Annotated in this window: 21 protein-coding genes; 8 read left to right on the forward strand and 13 right to left on the reverse strand. The window is 49.5% G+C overall.

The window, feature by feature from the left end:
- Positions 1 to 59 precede the first annotated feature (59 nt).
- Positions 60 to 1,415: a serine hydrolase domain-containing protein gene (locus tag ACW9SV_RS00665; RefSeq protein ID WP_479554804.1), complete on the forward strand. Its 1,356-nt coding sequence runs from the start codon at positions 60 to 62 to the stop codon at positions 1,413 to 1,415.
- Between the two features lie 187 nt (positions 1,416 to 1,602).
- Here the strand turns inward: ACW9SV_RS00665 and ACW9SV_RS00670 are convergent, their stop codons facing one another.
- Positions 1,603 to 1,845, reverse strand: a complete 243-nt coding sequence (locus tag ACW9SV_RS00670; protein WP_479554805.1) for a hypothetical protein — start codon at positions 1,843 to 1,845, stop codon at positions 1,603 to 1,605.
- 405 nt (positions 1,846 to 2,250) lie between these two features.
- Between ACW9SV_RS00670 and ACW9SV_RS00675 the strand changes: the two genes are divergently transcribed.
- Positions 2,251 to 2,556, forward strand: a complete 306-nt coding sequence (locus ACW9SV_RS00675; protein WP_479554806.1) for a hypothetical protein — start codon at positions 2,251 to 2,253, stop codon at positions 2,554 to 2,556.
- 6 nt (positions 2,557 to 2,562) lie between these two features.
- On the opposite strand, the gene ACW9SV_RS00680 is transcribed toward ACW9SV_RS00675, so the two are convergent.
- From ACW9SV_RS00680 to ACW9SV_RS00715, 8 genes are all read right to left on the reverse strand, one after another.
- A complete protein-coding gene (locus tag ACW9SV_RS00680) occupies positions 2,563 to 2,757 on the reverse strand; it encodes a hypothetical protein (protein ID WP_479554807.1) in 195 nt (64 codons plus the stop codon).
- Between the two features lie 327 nt (positions 2,758 to 3,084).
- A complete protein-coding gene (locus ACW9SV_RS00685) occupies positions 3,085 to 3,924 on the reverse strand; it encodes an alpha/beta fold hydrolase (protein ID WP_479554808.1) in 840 nt (279 codons plus the stop codon).
- A 212-nt stretch (positions 3,925 to 4,136) separates the two neighbouring features.
- Entirely contained in the window at positions 4,137 to 6,539 is a 2,403-nt protein-coding gene (locus tag ACW9SV_RS00690) for a DUF4982 domain-containing protein (protein ID WP_479556501.1), read from the reverse strand.
- 200 nt (positions 6,540 to 6,739) lie between these two features.
- Positions 6,740 to 7,780 carry a glycoside hydrolase family 53 protein gene (locus tag ACW9SV_RS00695; protein ID WP_479554809.1) on the reverse strand — a complete coding sequence of 347 codons (1,041 nt, stop codon included), beginning with the start codon at positions 7,778 to 7,780 and terminating at the stop codon, positions 6,740 to 6,742.
- A 553-nt stretch (positions 7,781 to 8,333) separates the two neighbouring features.
- Positions 8,334 to 8,894, reverse strand: a complete 561-nt coding sequence (locus ACW9SV_RS00700) for a sugar O-acetyltransferase (protein WP_479554810.1) — start codon at positions 8,892 to 8,894, stop codon at positions 8,334 to 8,336.
- A gap of 504 nt (positions 8,895 to 9,398) precedes the next feature.
- The gene (locus ACW9SV_RS00705) at positions 9,399 to 10,712 is read right to left on the reverse strand and encodes a hemolysin family protein (RefSeq protein ID WP_479554811.1); all 1,314 of its coding nucleotides are present in this window, start codon (positions 10,710 to 10,712) and stop codon (positions 9,399 to 9,401) included.
- A 140-nt stretch (positions 10,713 to 10,852) separates the two neighbouring features.
- Positions 10,853 to 11,407, reverse strand: coding sequence for a GNAT family N-acetyltransferase (locus ACW9SV_RS00710; protein ID WP_479554812.1), 555 nt, complete (start codon positions 11,405 to 11,407; stop codon positions 10,853 to 10,855).
- Between the two features lie 473 nt (positions 11,408 to 11,880).
- Positions 11,881 to 12,258 carry a winged helix-turn-helix transcriptional regulator gene (locus ACW9SV_RS00715; protein ID WP_479554813.1) on the reverse strand — a complete coding sequence of 126 codons (378 nt, stop codon included), beginning with the start codon at positions 12,256 to 12,258 and terminating at the stop codon, positions 11,881 to 11,883.
- Between the two features lie 109 nt (positions 12,259 to 12,367).
- Here ACW9SV_RS00715 and ACW9SV_RS00720 point away from each other — a divergent pair, with 109 nt between their 5' ends.
- Together ACW9SV_RS00720 and ACW9SV_RS00725 are read left to right on the forward strand one after the other, a co-directional pair.
- On the forward strand, positions 12,368 to 12,769 hold the full coding sequence (locus tag ACW9SV_RS00720) for a DoxX family protein (RefSeq protein WP_479554814.1): 402 nt from the start codon (positions 12,368 to 12,370) through the stop codon (positions 12,767 to 12,769).
- 100 nt (positions 12,770 to 12,869) lie between these two features.
- The gene (locus tag ACW9SV_RS00725; protein ID WP_479554815.1) at positions 12,870 to 13,451 is read left to right on the forward strand and encodes an NADPH-dependent FMN reductase; all 582 of its coding nucleotides are present in this window, start codon (positions 12,870 to 12,872) and stop codon (positions 13,449 to 13,451) included.
- Positions 13,452 to 13,665: 214 nt separating this feature from the next.
- On the opposite strand, the gene ACW9SV_RS00730 is transcribed toward ACW9SV_RS00725, so the two are convergent.
- Both ACW9SV_RS00730 and ACW9SV_RS00735 read right to left on the reverse strand, forming a co-directional pair.
- Entirely contained in the window at positions 13,666 to 13,989 is a 324-nt protein-coding gene (locus ACW9SV_RS00730; RefSeq protein ID WP_479554816.1) for a nuclear transport factor 2 family protein, read from the reverse strand.
- A gap of 20 nt (positions 13,990 to 14,009) precedes the next feature.
- Positions 14,010 to 14,804, reverse strand: a complete 795-nt coding sequence (locus tag ACW9SV_RS00735; RefSeq protein WP_479554817.1) for an SDR family oxidoreductase — start codon at positions 14,802 to 14,804, stop codon at positions 14,010 to 14,012.
- Positions 14,805 to 14,928: 124 nt separating this feature from the next.
- Between ACW9SV_RS00735 and ACW9SV_RS00740 the strand changes: the two genes are divergently transcribed.
- Together ACW9SV_RS00740 and ACW9SV_RS00745 are read left to right on the forward strand one after the other, a co-directional pair.
- Positions 14,929 to 15,300 carry a winged helix-turn-helix transcriptional regulator gene (locus ACW9SV_RS00740; RefSeq protein ID WP_479554818.1) on the forward strand — a complete coding sequence of 124 codons (372 nt, stop codon included), beginning with the start codon at positions 14,929 to 14,931 and terminating at the stop codon, positions 15,298 to 15,300.
- A gap of 207 nt (positions 15,301 to 15,507) precedes the next feature.
- On the forward strand, positions 15,508 to 16,422 hold the full coding sequence (locus tag ACW9SV_RS00745; protein ID WP_479554819.1) for a hypothetical protein: 915 nt from the start codon (positions 15,508 to 15,510) through the stop codon (positions 16,420 to 16,422).
- Positions 16,423 to 16,810: 388 nt separating this feature from the next.
- Here the strand turns inward: ACW9SV_RS00745 and ACW9SV_RS00750 are convergent, their stop codons facing one another.
- Together ACW9SV_RS00750 and ACW9SV_RS00755 are read right to left on the reverse strand one after the other, a co-directional pair.
- Positions 16,811 to 17,755 (reverse strand): helix-turn-helix domain-containing protein, encoded by a 945-nt coding sequence (locus ACW9SV_RS00750; RefSeq protein ID WP_479554820.1) that lies wholly within the window; start codon positions 17,753 to 17,755, stop codon positions 16,811 to 16,813.
- A gap of 93 nt (positions 17,756 to 17,848) precedes the next feature.
- Positions 17,849 to 18,307: a nuclear transport factor 2 family protein gene (locus ACW9SV_RS00755; protein WP_479554821.1), complete on the reverse strand. Its 459-nt coding sequence runs from the start codon at positions 18,305 to 18,307 to the stop codon at positions 17,849 to 17,851.
- Positions 18,308 to 18,963: 656 nt separating this feature from the next.
- Between ACW9SV_RS00755 and ACW9SV_RS00760 the strand changes: the two genes are divergently transcribed.
- A complete protein-coding gene (locus ACW9SV_RS00760) occupies positions 18,964 to 19,446 on the forward strand; it encodes an RNA polymerase sigma factor (protein WP_479554822.1) in 483 nt (160 codons plus the stop codon).
- Between the two features lies 1 nt (position 19,447).
- Entirely contained in the window at positions 19,448 to 20,074 is a 627-nt protein-coding gene (locus ACW9SV_RS00765; protein WP_479554823.1) for a hypothetical protein, read from the forward strand.
- The last annotated feature ends 362 nt before the right edge of the window (positions 20,075 to 20,436 follow it).

Below are 20,436 nucleotides of genomic sequence, written 5' to 3' on the forward strand. Positions count from 1 at the left end.
TCCCCTCTGGCGCCCTACTGACATTCTAAGAGCTTAGCACCCGTTTTCAAAGAATATTGATGAAACAAGTCCTGGTCTTCCTTCTGTGCTTTCTGTTTATTCAGCCGGTATTCTCCCAACAGAACAAGGGGTTATCTACCCGGATAGATAGCCTGATTCACCCGCTCGTCCAGACCAATAATTACAGCGGTACGGTTCTGATCTCCAGGAACGGGAAAACGCTTTTCTCCAAAGCCTACGGAAAGATGAGCCGGGAATACAACTTGAATAACACCATTGATACGAAGTTCCTGCTTGCCTCGGCCTCTATGATTTTTACTTCTGCGGCCATCATGAAACTACAGGAACAAGGAAAGCTTTCTTTGCAGGACTCCCTGTCAAAATTCCTCCCAACCTACAAACACGCAAGCAAAATCACCCTCAGCGACCTGCTTGCGCAACGGTCGGGCATTCCGGCCATTGGCACCGGAGGCAACGTGAACTATGACAGCATCACTAAGTTCACCCATACGCCAGAAGCCCTTATTTCTTATTTTAAAGAATACGACCTGCTATTCCCCCCTGGCACAAAGTACAACCATGGCCGATCAGAGTATATTCTGCTGGCCTACATCATTGAGAAAATTAGCGGCAAAAGCTTCGGGCAATACCTGAAAGAAGAGATTTTCACGCCTCTGGGCATGGCCAATACCGGGCATTTCACTGGTGAAAAAGAGATCATTCTGAACCTTGCCCAGGGATATGCCCCTAAAGACCTGTACGCGGTAGAAGCAGCCTACCAGATTGACTGGTCTTCCAAAACAGGACATGCATCCATTTACTCCACCACCTCTGATCTACAGAAATTCACACAGGCAAGTTTAGACGGGAAGCTCCTGACAAAAGTGTCCTGGAAGAAAATGCTGACCGATTATGGCGACAACGTGGGCTATGGCTGGTTTGTCTCCAAACACCTGAACCGGGATCGGTACCAGATGAACGGAAGAGCGCCCGGCTTCTCATCGTACGTGGGGGTTTACCCAAAAGAAGCATTGACCGTGATTGTGCTGTCTAACAACTATGTGTCTTTACCGGCTGATCTAGGCAAATCAATAGCGGCGCTTATTTTGAAAGAACCGTTTGAACCTTTGGCCCTTACCAACAAAACCGTACCTCCCGATATCGCCAAGAACCTGACCGGTACTTACCGTTTTGACCAAAACTTTTACAGACCTAACTACGAGTTAGTGGTGCGGTATGAAAACGGCAATATCGTGTCTAATTGGGGCGGCCTGATCCCCATTGACAAAGGAGAAAAAAACTTCAAAGAATTTATCTTAAGGGCTTACTGGTCCTCTATCAGGTTTATTGCAGATGAGCAAGGCAGAATCACCCAGATGCAGTTTGACAACCATCAGGGAGTTAAGGTGAACTAGCTGGGGCTCTAAAAAGATTGCACCTTGGGAGAAACGGCTTCTCATTTTGAAACAAGTCGTTCCTAAAACGAGAACCGCTATTCTTGGTCTTTGGGCACAGGTATTCCTGAGAGCGCTAAAACAGGCGCTCTAAATTCCTTTTCCCTCAAAATGCTTTTTTGTAGAGATCCGTCAGCTAGAACACTAGTTATACCCTGATTGGGACCAAATCATAGCGGAAAGCGGCTTTGTACGCTTCCGCTCCTTCTTCTATGGGTTCACTGGGGAAGTAAAGCCTTTTCAGCAGGAAGTCACGCCCGGGAGGTAGGTACAGACTCCCCTCCCCTGCCATTGTGGATGTTGCTCTCGTCGCGATTATCTCAAACCAATACTCTGGTTTGGGCAGGTACACCACCCGGTCACCTACCTTAAATTCCTTAGCCTTATCCATGTCGTTGTGCTGTCTCAGTCCCTATACAGCACCCGTAGGTTTAAGTTACACCCTTATGTAAACTTCTGGGAGTTAGACAATAACGGCCGTTTTCTGGCAGTAAAAAATAGTATCAATACCAATGCCTACTTATGGCTCAAGAAAGATAAGGAGCAGGAAATAGAGCAATATGCAGGCATCATTTCTAAGGTAAGCACCCTTGAAATTTGTTGAAATTATTACATTCTTCATCACCAATAATGAAGCGGTAAAAAAGGACTATTCTGTTCCTAAAGGTGTAACCTTTTGAGAACTAATTCTATGTAGAATCTTAAGTTATTAGAAGAGAACTTGGGAAAAGGAACTGACTTGAAGTTTGAACTCTGAAATCGTGATTAGGGTTTTCCCTCCATCAAGAAACTGGGAATGCGTAGGAACGATAATCATTTTTTACTTTTAGGCCTGCTGCTGCAGGAGGTACGAGAACACGAAACCAATGGATCATGCTGGGAAACAGCGGTTTCACTACTAGAGCAAATTCAGAAGATTATCTCCCTTATTGATTACGGTAGTGTAGGAGGGCAAGCCGCCTTGTCTATGACGGGGGTATTAGAAAGGCTAACCATAGCCCAAGCGTTGGCACGGCAAGGCTATACCCGGCAAGCGTTCACCGTCGCGAAACTCGCCCTTATCGAGTTCACCCGAAAAGAGAGCCTTTTTGCCAAGAGATAAGGTTCTTTACCATCCTTCTCTTTTCACTAGGAAATCCTCTGTGCAGAATCTGTTCAAGGCATACATGTAGGCTTCATAGAAAGAGCCAAAACCGCCCACGGTAACATTTCCCCTGGTGATGAAATATTTCCCTTGTTGGCTTAATCCCTTTACCTTGTCCTCTTCTGAGGGACCTTTATCGGAATGCTTCAAAACACGCATGAACTGGATCGTTTTTGCTTAACCTGAGCAAATATAAAGCCGATAAAACCTCTAGGACCTTTGAGGAACAACGAACAGGTACTTACTCCTAAGTTTCAGTATTCGCCACTGTTAACTACCCGTAAAAAATCTTTTAAACCTAGAATTTTTACGTAGAGTTGTTGCCTTGCCCAGAACCTGAATTACGAAACAGCCTTAAACAAAAAGGGCTACAGGAGGAATCCCGTAGCCCTTTTTGCTATTGTATAAACGTCGAAATTTTTACTTTGGAGCAGGAATACCAAGGCCCTGATTTCCCTAAATAAATAAAACCTAGTCTTAAGAGTCTTAAGCCGAGGCGATGAACTGCAGAAGGTCGCGGTTTAGCCGGTCTTTATGGGTGTAAAACAACCCATGCGGAGCATCTTCATAAACCAGGTATTGGCTTCCCGGAATCATGGCCGCGGTTCGGTCACTGCTGGCTTTGATGGGTACCGTTTCGTCTGCATCTCCGTGGATGATCAAGGTTGGCACCCGTACCGCCTGAACATCCGCACGGAAATCAGTCTGGGCGAACCCGATGGCGCACTGCTGGGTAGCCCTAGGAGAGGCCACTGACGCCAGCATCCGGTAATAATCTAGCAGAGGCGCGCTCACCGGATGGTTCATGAGGCTAACCCCGAAGAACTTCTTGCCAAAGTCATCCAGGAAACCAATGCGGTCTTCCTTCAGGTTGGTCATAATTTCCTCAAACACGCTCTGGTCAACTCCCTCAGGGTTGTCAGCGGTTTTAGCTAAGTAAGGGGGCACTGCACTGACCAACACCAGTTTGGAGACCCGTTCGTTTCCGTACCGACTCAGGTACCGGACGGCCTCTCCTCCCCCCATGGAAAAGCCCACCAGCACGGCATCGCGCAAATCCAGTTGCTCTAGTATATCCCTCAAATCCTCTGTCAAAGAATCATAGTCATATCCGTTCCAGGGCTTACCAGAGTGGCCAAAGCCTCTACGGTCATACTTTACTACTCTGAAGCCGGCGTTCACCAAGTCGTCTACCTGGTACTCCCACATCTCTTTGCTTAACGGCCAACCGTGGATTAATACAACGGGTCTTCCCTGACCGTAATCAGCGTATGCGAGTTGGATATCCTCGCCCGTGGCGGCATCTTGTTTAACGATGAATTTCATACATCTATGATTGTATATATTTGAAAGATATATACTTAAACAGGAAATGCCGGGCTTTTGTTTACCCCTGTTTTCTGGGATTTGGCTCTAAAGCTCCGTGGGAGGTGATGGGTTCCTCACCGGTTTCTCCTCGGCTACCCTATGAAATCATAGGGGAAAAGCAGAGCAGGTTGGGCTTTTACAGGAACTACCCAACCTGCTCTAACCTATCTTTAGCGGGCAGACTTCAGGTTTACTTGCCCGGTCTGCAGGCCTTTTCCTTTCACCGTCAGCTCCATGTTTCCTGCTTCCTCTGTGGATTGCACCAGCACCACCAATTTGCCGCTGAACAGCTTCATGGTAGGCAAGTGAAACTGCTCCAGCGAGGTAGGGTCCCCGTTGGCGGCGGCCCGGTACTTTCCGTTGCCTTTGACGCTGAAGGAGAGCTGGTTTGTGGCCGTGGGGCAAAGATTACCGTCTTTGTCCACCACCGACACAGTCACAAAGGAGATGTCTTTTCCGTCGGCGGAGATCTGCGTCCGGTCTGGCTGCAGTACAATCTTGTGCGGTTTGCCGGCGGTCTTTACTTCCCTTTCGGCCACGGGCTTGCCGTCTTTCCCGAAGGCGACCACCTTCACCGTGCCTGGTTCATATTTCACATCCATCCACATGAGGCGGTAGCGGTTTTGCGGGGTGCCGGCGTGCTTTTTCTGGATGCCCATACTCTTGCCATTCACGAACAGTTCGGCGCTGTCATAGTTGGTGTAAACGAACACCGGCGTGGTCTGGTCTTCACGGCCTTCCCAGTTCCAGTGCGGCAGGATGTGCAGGGTCTCTGCCTCCTTGTTCCAGCGGCTGCGGTACAGGTAAAAACGGTCCTTCGGCAAGCCGGCCAAATCGTTGATCCCGAAGTACGAGCTGCGCGATGGCCACTTATCATCATACGGGGTGGGCTCGCCCAGATAGTCAAAGCCCGTCCAGACGAACTCGCCGATGACCCAAGGCTTGTCGTCTTGTAGCACGAAATCATCATCGGGCAGGTTAGACCATGAGCAGTACTCCAGGTCGTAGGAAGAGCTCTGGAAATCGGGGTACTGCTTCTCAATAGCCTTCTCCACGGGGAATTTGTAGATGCCGCGGGAGCTCACGGTGGAGGCTGTCTCAGAACCCAGGATAAAGCCTTGCGGGAAGGTTTTGTAGGCTTCCTCGTAGAGATGCACCCGGTAGTTCAGGCCCGGAATGTCTAAAAGAGCCCCAAAACCGGAGGCCATGGTGGCTTTCACCTGGTCCATGCCCACGGTCACCGGACGGGTAGGGTCCTCGCGGTGGAAGATGTCCTGCAGCAGTTTTGCCCGCTTCACCCCTTCGGCGCCCCATTGGTCGGGCACCTCGTTTCCGGAGCTCCACATCACAATGGACGGGTGGTTGCGGGTGGCGTGCACCAGGTTCACGATGTCTTTCTCGGCATATTCCTCAAAGAAGCGGTTGTAGCCGTTCTTCACTTTGGGTTTGGCCCACTCGTCAAAGCTCTCAGCCAGGAACATGAAGCCCATCTCGTCGGCCAGTTCCAATTGCTCTATGGACGGCATGTTGTGCGAACTCCGGATGGCGTCGCAGCCCATGTCTTTCAGGATCTGCAGTTGCCGGCGCAACGCAGCTTTGTTCACCGCGGCGCCCAGCGGCCCAAGGTCATGGTGTAGGCAGACGCCCTTGAACTTACGCACCTTTCCGTTCAGGCTGAAACCCACGGTAGGCTTGTAGCTAATTTCGCGAATGCCGAAGCGGGTGGACACCTCATCTTTGAGCACGTTACCCGCGTACAGCCGGGTCACTGCCGTGTAGAGGTAAGGCGTCTCGGGGCTCCATAGCTGCGGACTGGCCACGGCCAGGTTCTGCTCAAACTGGTTCCCGAAGAGTTTTCCGGTGGTGTCGGTGGCTATGGTGTTGCCCTTGGCGTCCAGCACCTGAGTCACCATCCGCACATTTTTCCCGGTCACCTTGGTTTTGATGTTCACCTTGGCCAACTCGTTAGAGATGAATGGGGTGGTGACGAATGTGCCCCACTGGTCAATGCTCTCGGGGTTCTTCACAATGACCTGCACCTTGCGGTACAGACCCGCTCCTGGGTACCAGCGTGACGACTGCCCTTGATTGCTCAGCTGCACGGCCAGCGTGTTTTTCTTTCCCTCCTGCACCTTGTCAGTGATGTCGAAATAGAAGTAGCTGTAGCCGTACGCCCACTCCCCTACTTTCTGCCCGTTCAGGAACACCTTCGGCTCGCTCATGGCGCCTTCAAAGACAATCAATACTTTTTGCCCCTTTTTAAAATTTGGCAGCGTAAACTCGTTGCGGTACCACGCCTCCCCGATGTAAGGCAATGCGCCCGTCCGGCCGGTTTTCTCAGAGGGTACCTTCTCGCCGTTCTGCTCAATAGCAACTACTTGCTTATCAATTTCCTTGTCAAAAGGGCCATAGATGGCCCAGTCATGCGGAACGGTTACTTTTTGCCAGCCCTTGTCGTTGAAGTTGACCTGATTCGCCTGCTCATTCTTTCCTTTTTTGAACTTCCAGTTATCCGTTAGTTCCGTGACCACCCGCACCTGCGCCAGGGAGATTTGGGAAACCAACAATAACACTGAAAACAACCACCTGTTTACCATCCGTTTTTATAAAATAAGCCTAAAAATAAAGATTCTATTTGACGAGGCATCCCCTTATCTCTCAAGGAATGTTCTGCCCGTGCAAACACCTTTTCGCCGCAAAGATAAGCTGAAACTATCTGCCGCTACGATTGTAAACCGCCCCTTTTGCGGAAGCCGTGACTTCCGTTTTAAAGCTATTTTACCAGAAAGGCATCCATTGCTTTGGTGGGCCTGCCATCGTCTCCCCAGGCACTAAGCGGGTACTTACTCCAACTTCTGGCTCCTTGGGGCTCCCAGTAAATAACGCCAAGTCCTTTTCCGTTAGGTACTGCTTTTACTTTCTGCTGAACGGCCACCAGCATGTCATACGTATTCTGGGGCTTGGTATCCTCGCCACCAACCTCTACCACCATCACTTCTTTGCCGTACCGGGCAGCCATGTCGTTCAGGTTATTCCCGAGATCATCTATGGAAAGGGTATAGTCTGGGTTTCCCTCCAGCCAGTAAGGGTAGTAGGAAAGCCCGATCACGTCATATTTGGCCCCGTGCTGCTTCGCGTTATCGAACCAGGTCCTGAACCGCTGGTTGTTGTTGCCTTGGTCCACGTGGAGGATGACCTTGGAACTGGGGCTAACGGCTTTAATGGCGTCATACCCTTGGTTGATGAGTTGGGCCAGTTGCGGCCAGTTGGAGACGCTCCCCTCGGGGTAGATCATCCCTCCCGGCGTTTCGTTACCCACCTGCACCCATTCGGGCGTGACCCCGGCTTTCTTGAGGTCGCTCATGACGTCAAAGGTATAGTCATAGACGTCTTTCAAGAGTTGCGGGAAATCATGGCCTTCCCAGGCGGCGGGCTTCTTCTGCTTCCCAGGATCGGCCCAGCTGTCGCTGTAGTGGAAGTTGATCATGACCCGCATGCCCCATTTCTGCGCCCGTACCGCCATGGCCACAGTTTCTGCTTTGCTGTTATGGCCGCTGGCCCGGTCATCAGAGGGGTTCACCCAGGTCCGTAGGCGGATGGTGTTGATGCCGTGGTCCTTCAGGATTCTGAAACAGTCCTGCTCCTTGCCGTTGTCACCATAGAACTTGTACCCTGTGGCTTCCATCTGCTGGAGCCACCCAATATCCGCTCCTTTGGTAAACCCTCCTTCTTTCTTCATGGTCGGCTCTATTGCGCTGCATCCGCAGGATAGGATGATCAGGATAAGCCACAGAAACGATGATGTTTTTGTCATGTATGATTTATTCATTGGGAAAGCAAAGTTTTCTGTTTTTTGAAAAGCCTTTCTCCAGTTGTTACAAACTCCGACCTTGGCCTTGAAGGGATTGATTCAAACCGCTCTCTACTCCCGTCCAACCTTGTTTTTCAGGATTTTAAGACCAGCGTTGACTTCCTGAAAGGAGAGCTTCTTGAACTAGGTTTTTTCCTTGACCTAGCAGCAGAGAATTTGAAAGTTTAAAATTTGGCTAAAAATAAAGGTAAGCAATTTCAGGTCAGGTTAAACGTCAAGCTAACACTTTCAATGAAGAGTTCATACAGGTGAACAGATCTTGGAGATGGTCAGAAGTTTTTAGAAGAAAGCCTGCTCTTCAAGCCCGATGTAAAACTGAAAGCGGGCGAAAAGATCTCTTAGGCCTAGACTCAGGTAATCTAACTCCCCTCTTTGATCATCCTGTTTGTGCAACAGGTCCGTCCTGTCTTTTAGCTGGGAAAGTCACCTGCAGCGAATAGAAGATAAAAGACACACATAGTATCAGATCTTACCTTAATCAATGCTCCCGTAGTGCTCACGCCAGGTTCCGGATGACCCGACAGGGGTTTCCGGCAGCGAACACATTGTCTGGAATGTCTTTCGTCACCACGCTTCCGGCGCCGATGGTGCTGTTGCTCCCGATAGTGACGCCCGGGCAAATGATGGCCCCTCCCCCAATCCAGACGTTGTCCCCGATGGTGATGGGAGAGGCCAGTTCGGGGCCTTTGATTCTTTCGGAGGCAATCACGGGATGATAGGCGGTGTAGATCTGCACATAAGGGCCGCACATCACGTTGTCCCCGATGGTAACTTGAGCGCAGTCCAGGATTACGCAGTTAAAGTTCATGAAGAAGTTCTCTCCCACGGAGATATGCGCCCCGTAATCACAGAAAAACGGTGGTTGTATATCTATGGTAGAACATCTACCCAGCAAATCCTGAAGCACCTTGTTCCGCTCTTCCAGGAGAGCTCCCATCAGCGCATTGTACTTAGAGAGGAGCAGCCTGGCTTTGTCCCGCATTTGCACCAACTCCTGATCCCCTGCCTGGTACAACTCTCCATCCAGCATTTTCTGTAATTCACTTTTCGTTTCCATCTTGTTTTTATTGAATGGTTTCCAAATCTCGGCCGTGGTATTCCTTGAGCAGGGGATTGCAGTTGGGTAAGTCGGTGATCAAGACTCAATCCTTTCTAAGCCGCACATTCTGAATTGGTCTGTGCTTCCCAACTTCTCCTAGCCAACTAAGGCAACGGTTTTCCGGAAGACTTCCCTCCTAATTTGCTTTACTTCTCCGTTTTCTCTTACCGCGGTGGTGACACCATTTTTTTGTTAATGGCACAAGTTACCATGAAATACAGGTCCGCTAGGAAGCTTTTAACCTCCCTGCAGGTTAGGGTTCTCATAGTTGTTCCAATATTCCGGTTAAGGATACCTCCCAACATGGGTCAACTATGCTTTTATTCAGTGCACAGGCCTACAAAGAAAATTTCCGGATTGTAGTTCAGCCACTTTTCCTATGGCTGGGTTGAAGAAAGCAGTGGTAGTTGCATGAGGATTATTACCGCAAATTGATTTTTATTCCAGGCAACATCACCGCTTTCACGCATTTTCCACGGGTGACTCCTGCTCCTCGGCGGGGAGGCGCTTGAGCAGCACCTTGTCAATCCTGACGCCGTCCATATCCACCACTTCAAACTCATGGCCAGCGTGTGTGAACCGCTCCCCTGTGGCCGGAAACCGACCTAAAGCGGCAGAGATGAAGCCGGCAAGGGTGGAATAGTTCTCTTCGTCAACTGGCACCACTTTCCGTCTCAACACCTTGTTTAACTCCTGCACCCCAATAGAGCCGTTGACCAGCAGAGACCCATCCTTTCTTTTCACAACGTCGGGCTCATTCACCTCGTGGGCATCGGGGATGTCTCCCACAATCGCCTCTAGAATGTCGTGGAGCGTAAGGATCCCTTCTACGGTGCCGTACTCATCAATGACGACTCCCAAGTACTGCTTGCTGCGTTTGAAAAGATTCAGGGCCGTGCTGGCGGGCATGGACTCAGGAAGGAAGATGGGCTTTTGCACTACTTCCCTTAGATCCCCGTCCTTTCCCTTGGCTAGAAACTCATAGAAGTCTTTTGCCGTCAGCACCCCCACCACATTGTCCAGGGTGCCTTCGGTAACGGGGAACTTGGAGTGGGCGCTGGCCTGTATGGTTTCCCCTATCTTCTCCAACGGTTGGGTAATATCAAGGAACTCCACCTCTCTGCGGTGGGTGCGCAGGTTCTTGGCCTTTTGGCCCGCGAAGGAGAATACATTCTGGTGGAGCCGCGTCTCTTCCTTGGCCAACACGCCCTGTCTTCCGGCTGTCCTGATGATCTGGCGCAGTTCCTCACCCGAAAGCCTTTCCTCTGTCTGCTCCTTGAAACCCAAAGCTTTGGTCACCAGGCTAGTAGAACCAGAGAGCAGTTTAACCAAAGGCATGGTCAGAGCGGTGAAGCCTTTGATAACTGGTGCAACGGCTAAGGCAATGGCATCGGCGTTGCCCAGAGCAATGGATTTTGGGATCAATTCCCCAATAACAATGGAGAAATAGGTGATTAACCCGATGACGAGCACCACCGAAAGCGTTGGGGCGTAGGGCTCCAAAAAGCTGATGCCCGAAAGCCAGTGTCGCATATCGTCTGAGAGGGCCGCCCCTCCGTAAGCCCCTGACACGATCCCGATAAGGGTGATGCCCACTTGAATGGCCGACAAAAAATCCTCGGGGGCGTCCAGCAGAGCCACAACGGCCTTGGCTCGTCCACTTCCCTCTTTTGCCTTTTGAGCCATGCGGGATTTGTTCGCGGAGATGATGGACAACTCAGACAAGGCAAAGAAGCCGTTGAGCAGGGTCAAAAGCAAAATAATGAGGATTTCCATGAAGTATTATTCGTGTGCCGCGGCCTCTAAGTTAGAACAAAACAAGCCGGAATCGCCCAGATCTTTGAAGTGCCCTGTGGTTGATAGACTTACTACTTCTGAAACAGTTCGTTATCATTTCGCAAAAAACGCTGGAAAAACTAAGTAGAAGATTTGCTGTCGGCACTTTTCTCCAGCAGAATGGAGTCATAGTAATCCAGCACAAAGCCCTCGGGTAAAATGGGCTGTTCGCTAAACCCGGCCTTCTTGTAGGCCCTGATAGCTTTTGCGTTTCGACTAGATGGCTGAAGATATAATTTTTGAAGGCCAAAAGACATCGCTAGGTAATGGCATAAGATTCTTATAGCTTCGGTACCCAAGCCTTTTCCGGTGAATCGTTTTTGGGCTAACCAGATATCCAACTCTGTTTCCTTTTTTTCAGTATCAATAGGGTTGTAGTTTATCTGGCCAATCTCTTGCCCTTGGTAGACGATGATAAAACACCGCCCTTCCAGAAGTTGATTTCCCGTAAAATAATGCTCCTGATAGTCATTGCAAAACTCCTCCCAGGTAGGGACAGGATTGTCAGGAAAAGTAGGTGGCCCCAGCATCTCTGCCGTCAGATCAGAATGCGCTAACCAACCAAATATTCTTTCTCTGTCATTTAACGTTGCAGGCTTAAGGTATAGCTTTTCTGTCCCCAGTGGATTTTCCATAGTTTTTCACATTTCCCACTTCCCTTAAGGATACTTCCCTGATAATCTGTTTTAGACCAAGAAACCGGAATTTAGGCGGAGAACAGAATGCAACATCCTCTTTCCTCTGCAGCTCACTTCTTCACCAAAGTCCTACCAAGTATACTATCTACCCCGATAGCACCAACGCACAACTTCACTTTGTCACCCTTAGCAGATTTGTTTTAAGCTTGTTTTACCAGAATGCCTCCTGAGTTGTTTTTATACTCAGGGATCACACCTCCACCCCCTCAATTACAAGCCACAGATATTTACTACCTTGATTTCGATTTTCGAATTATTGGATCTTTGGTTAACAAATTAACCATTATGGAGAGGCAAATCTTCCTCAAGCTGGCATAACAGCTTTACAAAGGCGTTTGATCTTCCAAGATAGTACTCTTCAGAGGGACTGGGTAATGCCATTGCTACCTGCCTGTTTGGAGCACAAGTAATTATGCCGGCAGTGGAATCTCTTTTATCTTCTGTCGGTGCATGCTTCCCCATTCCACCAGCGCCCCCAACACTTTTTTAAGGGTCAGGCTGTATTCGGTCGCCTCGTATTCCACCACCACGGGAGTTGCCTCTGAATAGACGTTCCTTTTCACGAAGCCATTAAGCTCAAGTTCCTTCAGCTCGTGCGAAAGCACCCTGGGGGAAATGTTCTTCAGCGTCCGCTGGAGTTCATTGAAGCGTTTGCTTCCTCCCTCTATCAGCACCAAGGTGATTCTCAGTTTCCACTTCCCTCCTATCACATACAAAGCATCCTCAATGGCGGGGAGACTTTCACAACACTCGCCGCCTTTTAATTGATCTCCTTCTTCGGTTTTCATTTTGGTTTCTGCTTATAAACTAACCAAAAGGTTACTACTATCCTTTTAAATAGTCCTAACTTTTGTATAGTGAAGGTAGGTATTTTTGACCTGTTAAAACAAATGAAATATGAAAAACAAGATCCTGGTAGCACTCACCCTTCTGTTCGGCCTAATGATGGTCAACTTCGGTTTGAACAAATTCTTCCACTACATCCCCATGCCGGAAGCTTCTCCGGAAGTGATGCCCGTTATAATGGCCCTTGTCACCACCGGGTGGATTCTTCCCCTCGTGGCGGTTGCAGAGATAATAGGCGGTATCCTTATTGCCATCCCCAGGTACAGGGCTTTGGGTGCCCTTATCATATTCCCGGTAATGGTGGGCATTGTCGTGCATCACTTTGCCCATGATAGAGCGGGTATTGGCATGAGCCTGGTTTTTTTCGCCATAAACGTTTGGGTGATTTATGAGGACAGGGAGAAATACTTGCCCATGGTAAGCAACACGGCCCTTCAAAACCAGGGAGCCTAGTTTAGGCCTAATTCGGCAATTTAAGAGCTAAAACGTTGATCACAGGTGCAGAGGAGCGCAATGGAATTCAACAGACTTTTGAACTAAACAAAAAAAGAATATGGTAAAAATCGCAATTATAACCGGTAGCACCCGCCCCGGCCGGGTGAATGAACAAGTTGCCAAATGGGTAGTGGAAAAGGCGAAAGAACGGCTAGATGCAGACTATGAACTAGTGGATATAGCAGACTATAACCTTCCGCTCTACAATGAACCGCTATCCCCCCTCTGGAAGAAGTATGCCCATGAGCATACCAAAAAATGGTCAGAAAAGATAGATTCTTTTGACGGGTATGTGTTCGTTACGCCGGAGTATAACCACAGCACGTCCGGTGCGCTCAAGAATGCCATTGACTATCTGTACCATGAGTGGGGGAACAAGGCCGCCGGTTTTGTGAGCTATGGCGGATCAGCCAACGGCACAAGGGCTGTCGAACACCTGAGGTTGATTATGGGGGAACTTTTGGTGGCCGATGTTCGAGCCCAAGTAGCCCTGTCTCTGTTTACTGATTTTGAGGGATATACCGTCTTCAACCCCACCACTGAACATCAAAAGCAGCTTAACCTTATGCTTGACCAAGTTACCGCTTGGTCTGCCGCCTTACAGCCAGTGCGAGCAGCCCTGGTTTCTGAAGTTGTTTAGCGTTATTTACTTCCCCTGGCACATGGGCTGAAATTTCCTGAATGGGGCTGTTTTCGGGAAAGTAGCCCCTATTCAGGAATTCAGACTGCCCTAGCGAGTAGTATTAAATATGCGGCACAACTTCAATAAAACAAATTCTAATTTATAGTAAGGACCGACGCTGAATCAGCCGCGTCAGCCCTTACTTACTTAAAAAGCCGTTGAAGTACCTTCTTCAACCTGTTATTTTCAGCGATTGAATCAGTCCCTCTTCTAATTCAAGATGGTAACTCAACACAGCCGGGCTGCCGGGAAATGAACCCGAGATCTCAGCTTCCAAGACACTTTGTGCTGTGGATTCTTTGAAATCAATCGGCTTCATCTCCGTTCTGTAGTTCTCGTTTGCGGCTTCTATCCACTGCTTGATTTCGGCTTTTCCATGGTAGGTTTTTCCTTCATCTACTACCATGGCTTTTTCGGAGAAACAGTTGGCGTAGGCAGCACTGTCATGTGAATTCTGCGCCTTTACTAATTCTGATACTACGTTTGGTAAGTTCATATATTTCTGTTTTAGGGTTGTTAAATGGTTGGTATTGTTCCTCCGTCGATGACGTATTCCGTTCCGGTGAGGTAGTTGGCTCTTGGGGAAACCAGAAAGCCAACCAATTCGGCCACGTCCTCGGGTTTTGCCGGTCTTCCCATTGGGATTCTACCCAGCGCCTTCATGACACTCTGGGTGGCCTGCGCTACTGTGCTGTTGGAGCTTTCAGCAATGCGTTCCATCATGCTGGTGGAAGCGGTAGTCATGATCCAACCAGGCGAGACGGACAGGACCCGCACCCCTTTGGGCGCCACTTCGTTTGACAAGCCTTTGCTGTAATTGGTTAGGCCGGCTTTGGCGGCGGCATAGGGCAAGGTGGAGTCATACAAGGGAAGCCTGGCCTGAATAGAGGTGATGTGGATGATGACGCCCTGTTTTCTGGCAATCATCTGGGGCAAGAACCCTCTGTCCAACCGGACAGGGGCCAGCAGATTGGTCTGGATGGCCTTCTCCCAGGCTTCATCCGTCAGCACGGCAAACCCACCGCCCGGTGTCTCAGAGCCGCCCAGGTTGTTTACTAGGATATCTAAACCGCCGTAGGTAGAAAGAACCTCCTGGACTACTTTTTGGGTTCCTTCCGGCGTGCCCAGGTCAGCCGATATAAAATGAAGGTACTCGTTAGGTGCTTCGGGTTTGTTCCTAGCGGTTATGATGACCGTTGCCCCGGCCTGGAGCAAACGCTCGGCGATGGCTTTCCCGGTTCCCTTGGTACCACCGGTCACCAAGGCGATCTTGCCCGATAACTCGTTATTGAAATCAGATTGCTGTTCCATACCTCTTATTTTTGATGCAATAATGGGAAGTATGTAAAGCTGCGTCAAGTACGGAAAAACGAATTGCATAGGGATAAATTCTTCCCCTATTGCCCTTCTCCAGATATTGGGATAATATTACAGGATGTACCAAAGGAAAATACCGCCAAGCCTGAATTGCGGCCTTGACCTGATCGGCGAGGTGCTCTACGGTAAATGGAAAATCCGTTTGCTGTGGTTTATCCACGAGGGGCACAAACGCCCCAGCGAATTGAAACGAAAGATACCGGATGCTTCCCGCCGGGTCTTGAACATGCAGTTGAAAGAGCTGGAAGAGCACGAATTTGTCTCAAAGGTCATTTACCCGGTCGTTCCGCCCAAAGTGGAGTACAGCCTGACCGAACTTGGAAAATCCTTGATACCCGTTTTGTCCGCTTTGGGGAATTGGGGCGATAAACACCAGGAACAGTTGCGCTCTGTTATTCTGAAGCGGTCAGAAGACACTTACATCTTGTAATTGCCTTCCATGCATCCCCAAGAGTTGCTATTTTGATCCAATTAGGGAAGCACTTGGTGGATTATAAAAAAAACGTTTTCCGAACCAGCTGAAAGCTGTCTCCGGAATAGTAAAAGACGCCTCCATGGGATTGCCATAATGGAAGTCATCCGCCTAATGCTTGTGATAAAGAGAATTTTATACCAGTATACATTTACATTGAAAGCTATGCTCAGGATATGTTTCGTTGGCGCCCTTTACTTCATCTTGTCTTTCAGCCTTTGCGCGCAGGCACCCACGCAGCAGTCCCATCCCAACCCACGAGATCGGGTTTCAGCGGCACCGGAAAGTGTTTTCAAGATGTTCAGGGAAGCCGGCATGGACCCAGCGGATCACAGATTGACGGCAATCGAGAAAGCCAAGGTTGAGAAAGCTTTTACTGCTTTGCCTCCCCTGCATCAGAGGATTCTCAAAGCGCATCTGCATAGCATCAGCTTCATGGACAACATGCCCAATACGGCGCTCACCTCGCCTGTAAAGACCCCCGATTCAACTAAAATGTACAACATTACTTTTCGGGCGGGAATACTCCACGAGACCATTTCGGAGTGGGCCACCCAGAAAGAAAACACTTGTTTTGACCCATCAGAAAACCAGGGGTACGACATCAAAGTGGAGGCAGGCGGATTGGATGCTTTTCTGTTTGTCTTACTCCACGAGGCCACGCACGTGGTGGACGCCGTTCTGGACCTCACCCCGCATCCTGACTGGAAAGAAGCCCTGGTGAAACCCACCCCCTTCACAAAAGACGTTTGGCACAAAATGAACGTGCCAACCCCTACTTACACCGATTCATTACTGGAGAAAACCCGCTTCCGGAGCGGCAAAAAGGTAGCATCAAGCTTGGCTCCCGATGTTTACCAAAAGCTCAGCAAAACACCCTTCGCCTCTTTGTACGGAATGGCCAGCTGGTTTGAAGATATCGCGGAGCTTGAAACCATCTATCACCTTACCAAAAAGATGGATCAGCCTTTCTACATCACCGTTGGAAAGAACAAAAAGGAGGTATTCAGGTTTGAGCCAATGAAGAATAAACTGGTGAAAAAACGATTCCGTTACCTGAGAATATTCTATTCGGCTTGACCATACTACGGCTAACGTTGAGGGAGAAGCTGATACATCAAATCTGGTTTTGGCTACGGAAGCCTTACCCTTAGCGTCGAAGGGGAATGACTAAACTTCTCGGAGAGAAAAGTTTTCGGACATGGACCGACGTTTCTGGCCTGCATCCGCTTGGGTTGGTATAAATTATTGACTACCAAAGTATCCTTTAAAAATGAACTGGATTTTCGGTGGTGCCAGGAACAGGAACTATAATGTTGAAAATGGATCGATTCCCTATAGGGGCACGCCAGCGCCAATAACTCCAGAAGAAGGTTGCCGCTATGCCCAGCACAGATCTCATCACAGGGGAGTACCTATCTGTTGGAAGTGGCCCAGAATCCGGGTGGTAACACCGAAGGGTTAAGTGTCAAATCCCCCTGAACTGCGAAGGGGTAAGCTTTGAGTGCTTCTTGAAGAAAGTATTGAAGTGGGTAGGGCTCTCGAATCCAAGGGTATAAGCTATCTGAGAAATATTCCAGGCACTGTGTTTTAGTAGGATCTTAGCCTCTTGGAGAAGGCGCTGCATGATCAGCTCAGAGGTGGTTTTCTGCATCACCTCCTTGACCGATTTGTTTAGGTGATTGACGTGAACGGCCAACTGATCGGCAAAGTCGGAAGCAGACCGGAGCCGGACCCGGTCGTCATTCCCCTCTATGGGGAACTGCTTTTCCAGCAGTTCAATGAAAAGAGAGGCAATTCGGGAAGAGGCATTTTGCTTTTCCTGGATAATAGACTCGCTCGGCCGCATTTTGAGGGTACTGTGGATAAGCTGGAAGACAAGGTTCCTGAGCACATCGTCCTTGAATTCAAAGTCGGAATCCAGTTCCTCGATCATTTGCCGGAAAATGGAGGAAATGGTGCCGACCTCGGTCGGGTTCAGGTCATAGACTGGGAAACCCCCTGGTTTGAAAACAGGATACTCCTTCAGCCGGCCATAATTGGTAAAAAAACCCTCTGAGAAAATACAGCTGAAACCCTTTAGATCCGGCTCGAGCGGCTCCCAGTTATAGGGAATAAGGGGATTGGCGAAAAGCAAGGCATATTCCTTTATCTCAAAGCTTCTATCAGCGTAATGGATCCTACTTTTCCCTTTTGTCAGGCATATCTTGAAATAATCTTTCCGGTTGAATGCAACCGGCAGGTAGTTGCCGGCATTCTTTTCCTCAATCCTGAAAACATTCAGATGGCCTATTCCCCGATCTAGGTCAGCCGGTTTTGGCAAGGACCTTTCGGCATAAAATTCCTCCAGTGTTTGCAGCTTCGTCACCATGAGATTGAAGTGGTACCTCAGATAGTTTAAAGTAGAAGCCATAAAGTTAAATGAAAAAGTGAAACGTCCCCACAGGCTAAAAGGATTGTAAGAAGCCAGCAGCTGACACCAGTGCTGGCTTCTTCTGCTTAAGAGTTATTCGGCTGTCGCCGCAAGGAATTTATCCAAGGGTGCATTCAGGGCTTCAAAGGCGGTAAGCGGGTTCCAGAAATCCACGTATTTGGCGATTTTCCCCTCCGGGGTGGTGGTCACCACGGAGATGTATTTCTGCAGGTAGGGCTTGCCCGTGGAGATAGCCTGGCCGTTGCTTGTGAACTCCGCGATCACAAGGGTCGGCTCGGCGGTGGCGTGAAAATGGAGGTTCTCGAATTCCACCTTGAAGTGTTCCGGGAAGTTTTTCATGTAATCGAATAGGGCCTTTTTACCGCTCACGCTCGAAGGGAAGCCTGTCCCTTCGGGAGCATACGGGAACTCCAGAACCCCATCCTCTGTGAAAAGATCCACCCATTCCTCTATACGCCCAGAGGAAAGGAATTTCAGGTGGTTTTTGAATGCTTGCTGTCCCAGCGCTTGGATGTTTTCTGACGTGTTCATAGTTTTTCTTTTTTGATTTTTGGTTATCTGTTTCCTTGTTTAACACCTGATGATTAGTGGTGTTGTTTGATGGAACAAAGGTATAGCACCAAGGCAGGGCGGGGTTACCAAAAATCAAACGGAAGCTTATCGAAATCAAATACAATGCGGGGATCACCTGTATATTTTCTGCCAGGCCGGAAAGTCTCGCTGTTTGTTTGCAGAGGTAAAGAACTGTACCTATAATATTAATATGTCACTCGGAAACTTATCGGGAAGCATAACTATCTAGAACTGGATAACCACAGACAAAACCCAAAGCACGCCAAAGCGTGCCTGCGCATGGTAGGTTGATCATTTAAGTGGGAAAATCTTCGAAATGAGCGCAACTGTCTGTGTCTCCAACCTACCATGGCCAGTGACGGTGCATGGCATCACACCACGGTGAGAAGGGTAATCTTCCATGCCTATAAAAGCAGAACTCGCCGTCTCATTGAACGCTGAATTATGAGACCTAAGGGACAGCGTTTTAGTAGACTTATCTCTCCTTGTTAAAAGATTGAATTCCAGCTGTAACACAAGGCTGCTTTTCGGGTTATTTCTTCCCCAGAAAAAAAATTTCGGGTTTTCTTAAGGATTTGCCCTTTTCCCCGACTAACCGGGAAACACCGAGCATCTTGAAAGAGCAGTTTCTCCTACTCATCGAAAACCACCAGGGCATTATCCATAAGGTCTGCAACATGTACTGCAACTCCAGGGAAGACAGGGAGGACCTCTTCCAGGACATCGTGCTGCAGCTCTGGCGTTCCTACCCTTCCTTCCGGGGAGGTTCCAAGGTCACCACCTGGATGTACCGGGTCGCCCTCAACAACGCCATCACCAGGGTAAGGAAAGAGTCCAAGGCGGAGCGGTTCGCCGAGCTGGGCCCCGAGGCGCTCCTGGTGCCGGCCGCGGAGGGAGACGCCGACGGGGAGGTGGCGGCCATGTACCGGGCGATCAGGAAACTCTCCCAGGTGGACCAGGCCCTTACCCTGCTCTACCTGGAGGACTGCAGCTACCGGGAGATGGCCGAGGTGCTGGGGATCTCGGAGTCGAACGTAGGAGTAAAACTGAATAGGATCAAAGCGCAACTAAGGACACTGGTAAGCATAGAAGAATAGCATGGAACTGGACGAATTCAAAGAGCGTTGGGGGGCTTCCCGGAAAGAAGCACCCGACCAGCAGGGGCATACCCGGGAGGCCATTGATAGAATCATCAGAAGCAACACCGGTTCCTTGGGGGAGCTGAAGGGGAAGAGCGCCTTCTGGAACAGGATCGGGGGATGGAACTCCGCCCTGATGATCGCCTTGGCGGTCGGTTACCTGGTCTGGCAATACTATAGGGGCGTTGGCGGCTATACTTTATTAGCGAAGCTTCCCCTGGTCGCGGTCCTGGTTGGTTTCGCCCTGTTCTCAAGGTGGACCTACAGCCGGCAGGAGGAGATCTTCACAGTGAACACCGATGCCAGCTCGAAAGAGGCGCTCAGGAAGATTCTTTCTGATTTCAGGGGCTATTACCGGTCCGCCAACCTGGTCTTCCTCTTTATCTCTCCGGTGGCTTTCTACGCAGTGTTCGCGGTTTTCCTTCCCGGCTCCGGCCTGCCCGTAACTGCCGTCATCCTGTTATCCGCTGCCCTGACCGGCATCTCTTTCCTGTTTAGGTATTGGTACTACAGGGCCGTCTTTTTCAAAAGGATAAAGGTAATGGAATCAAACTTGCGCGAACTGGAGGATACCCATGGATTCTGATCGAATTTAGGCGATAGAGGTTGGTAGCCCGCTCCTAAACCGCCTCAACGAACGGAGGCGAGCGGGAACCAGCCAGCTATTATGCGCTTACCGGGAAAGCCTCGGATCACAATAACTGCTTATCTGCCACCTTAGCCATCCCGGCTAGGTACAACAAAACTGACCAGCCAACTAACCATCATGAAAAAACTGATTTGCCTCCTATCCCTTACTTTGAATCTTTGCGTTTCCTCCCAAGCCCAAACACCCATCGCCAAGGAAAGCGTCCAGTATTGTGAGCTTACCGCCGGTACCAAAGTGTTCAGGGGCAAGATTAAGGTCTTTGTTGATTATGGCAAGGGGAATGAGAAGCTGGTCGATGA

It is taken from the genome of Rufibacter sp. JT20002, from assembly GCF_056491185.1.

Bases quoted from the DNA above. Each gene is read 5' to 3' on its own strand.
- ACW9SV_RS00665 (WP_479554804.1), top strand. From the start codon at position 60: ATGAAACAAGTCCTGGTCTTCCTTCTGTGCTTTCTGTTTATTCAGCCG.
- ACW9SV_RS00670 (WP_479554805.1), bottom strand. From the start codon at position 1,845: ATGGATAAGGCTAAGGAATTTAAGGTAGGTGACCGGGTGGTGTACCTG.
- ACW9SV_RS00675 (WP_479554806.1), top strand. From the start codon at position 2,251: ATGCGTAGGAACGATAATCATTTTTTACTTTTAGGCCTGCTGCTGCAG.
- ACW9SV_RS00680 (WP_479554807.1), bottom strand. From the start codon at position 2,757: ATGCGTGTTTTGAAGCATTCCGATAAAGGTCCCTCAGAAGAGGACAAG.
- ACW9SV_RS00685 (WP_479554808.1), bottom strand. From the start codon at position 3,924: ATGAAATTCATCGTTAAACAAGATGCCGCCACGGGCGAGGATATCCAA.
- ACW9SV_RS00695 (WP_479554809.1), bottom strand. From the start codon at position 7,780: ATGACAAAAACATCATCGTTTCTGTGGCTTATCCTGATCATCCTATCC.
- ACW9SV_RS00700 (WP_479554810.1), bottom strand. From the start codon at position 8,894: ATGGAAACGAAAAGTGAATTACAGAAAATGCTGGATGGAGAGTTGTAC.
- ACW9SV_RS00705 (WP_479554811.1), bottom strand. From the start codon at position 10,712: ATGGAAATCCTCATTATTTTGCTTTTGACCCTGCTCAACGGCTTCTTT.
- ACW9SV_RS00710 (WP_479554812.1), bottom strand. From the start codon at position 11,407: ATGGAAAATCCACTGGGGACAGAAAAGCTATACCTTAAGCCTGCAACG.
- ACW9SV_RS00715 (WP_479554813.1), bottom strand. From the start codon at position 12,258: ATGAAAACCGAAGAAGGAGATCAATTAAAAGGCGGCGAGTGTTGTGAA.
- ACW9SV_RS00720 (WP_479554814.1), top strand. From the start codon at position 12,368: ATGAAAAACAAGATCCTGGTAGCACTCACCCTTCTGTTCGGCCTAATG.
- ACW9SV_RS00725 (WP_479554815.1), top strand. From the start codon at position 12,870: ATGGTAAAAATCGCAATTATAACCGGTAGCACCCGCCCCGGCCGGGTG.
- ACW9SV_RS00730 (WP_479554816.1), bottom strand. From the start codon at position 13,989: ATGAACTTACCAAACGTAGTATCAGAATTAGTAAAGGCGCAGAATTCA.
- ACW9SV_RS00735 (WP_479554817.1), bottom strand. From the start codon at position 14,804: ATGGAACAGCAATCTGATTTCAATAACGAGTTATCGGGCAAGATCGCC.
- ACW9SV_RS00740 (WP_479554818.1), top strand. From the start codon at position 14,929: ATGTACCAAAGGAAAATACCGCCAAGCCTGAATTGCGGCCTTGACCTG.
- ACW9SV_RS00745 (WP_479554819.1), top strand. From the start codon at position 15,508: ATGCTCAGGATATGTTTCGTTGGCGCCCTTTACTTCATCTTGTCTTTC.
- ACW9SV_RS00750 (WP_479554820.1), bottom strand. From the start codon at position 17,755: ATGGCTTCTACTTTAAACTATCTGAGGTACCACTTCAATCTCATGGTG.
- ACW9SV_RS00755 (WP_479554821.1), bottom strand. From the start codon at position 18,307: ATGAACACGTCAGAAAACATCCAAGCGCTGGGACAGCAAGCATTCAAA.
- ACW9SV_RS00765 (WP_479554823.1), top strand. From the start codon at position 19,448: ATGGAACTGGACGAATTCAAAGAGCGTTGGGGGGCTTCCCGGAAAGAA.